The 1,603-nt window shown below is 71.4% G+C and carries 1 protein-coding gene; it reads right to left on the reverse strand.

Translation table 11 applies throughout. The features are described 5' to 3' along the window. Positions 1-125: 125 nt before the first annotated feature. Positions 126-1,505 carry an NCS2 family permease gene (locus FOE67_RS25230; protein ID WP_182667129.1) on the reverse strand — a complete coding sequence of 460 codons (1,380 nt, stop codon included), beginning with the start codon at positions 1,503-1,505 and terminating at the stop codon, positions 126-128. Between the last annotated feature and the right edge of the window lie 98 nt (positions 1,506-1,603).

Below are 1,603 nucleotides of genomic sequence, written 5' to 3' on the forward strand. Positions count from 1 at the left end.
GCCCTCGGCCTCCCCCTGCCCCGACCCTTCCGTCCCTCCCGGATGGGGCCGGAAACCACCGTGCCCCGGCGCCGACCGGAAGAGGTCGGGGCCGGGGCACCGGGACGCGGAGCCGGGAGGATCGCTCAGCGCAGGCCGAGCAGTTGTTCCACCGGATCGATGGCGAAGTACACCACGAACGCGACGGCCACCACCCACAGCAGCCAGTGCACCGAACGGGCCCGCCCGGCGACCGCGCGCAGGAGCACGAAGGTCACGAAACCCGCGCCCAGACCGTTGGTGATCGAGAAGGTGAAGGGCATCACGATGATGGTGACGAAGGCCGGGATCGCGATGTCGTACCGCGCCCAGTCGATGCGGCCCACCTGGGCCATCATCAGAAAGCCGACCGCCACCAGCGCCGGGGCCGCCGCCTGCGAGGGCACCATCGCCGCCAACGGGGCGAAGAACAGCGCCAGGGCGAAGAGGCCACCGGTCACCAGGTTGGCCAGACCGGTCCTGGCCCCCTCCCCCACGCCCGCCGCCGACTCGATGTAGGAGGTGTTGGAGGAGACCGAGGCCGCGCCACCGGCGACGGTGGCGATGCCGTCCACGAACAGCAGGCGCCCCAGCCTCGGCACCCGACCGCGCTCGTCCAGCAGCCCCGCCTCGGAGGTGACCGCCACGGCGGTGCCCATGGTGTCGAAGAAGTCGGTCAGGAAGAGGGTGAAGACCAGCAGCACCACGGTGATCAGACCCACCGTGCCGAAGGCCCCGAACAGCGAGAACGCCCCCACCAGGCCGAAGTCCGGCGCGGCCACCAGGCTGTCGGGCACCTCGGGGGTGGTCAGCCCCCACTCGACGCCGTCCGCGACCAGCTCGATGACGAGCGCCAGCGCGGTCATCGCGACGATGCTGATGAGGATGGCGCCCTTGGCCCCCCGGGCCAGCAGCACGAAGGTCAGCAGCAGGCCGAGGCAGAAGACCAGGACCGGCCAGCCGCTCAGGGAGCCGCCGGACCCCAGCTCCACCGGGGTGCCGTCGCCCGGGCTGACGAAGCCGGCGTTGACCAGGCCGATGAAGGCGATGAACATGCCGATGCCCACGCCGATCGCCTGCTTGAGCGGCAGGGGGATGGCGTGCATGATCGCCTCCCGCAGACCGGTGGCGGCGAGCACGCAGATGAGGATGCCCTCCAACACCACCAGACCCATCGCCTCCGGCCAGGTCATCAACGGTGCCAGGCCGTAGGCGACCATCGCGTTGAGCCCCAGCCCGGCGGCGAGCGCCAGGGGAAGGTTGGCGGTGACGCCCATGAGGATCGTCATCACCGCCGCCACCAGCGCCGTGGCCGTCACCAGCTGTCCGAAGTCCAGCTGGTTGCCGTTGATGTCCTGCGCGCCCCCCAGGATGATCGGGTTCAGCACGAGGATGTAGGCCATCGTGAAGAAGGTGGCGAAGCCGCCGCGGATCTCCCGGCCGAGGGTCGAACCGCGGTCGGAGATGTGGAAGAAGCGGTCCAGCACGGCGGGTGGCGCGCCGGTGGACGCCCCCTTCGCCGCGCTCGGGGTCTTCGCGGTGCCCGGTGCGTCGCCCTCGTGCGCCCGGGAGGGGGCGGCCGGGG

It is taken from the genome of Streptomyces calidiresistens, assembly GCF_014141525.1.
Taxonomy (GTDB): domain Bacteria; phylum Actinomycetota; class Actinomycetes; order Streptomycetales; family Streptomycetaceae; genus Streptomyces; species Streptomyces calidiresistens.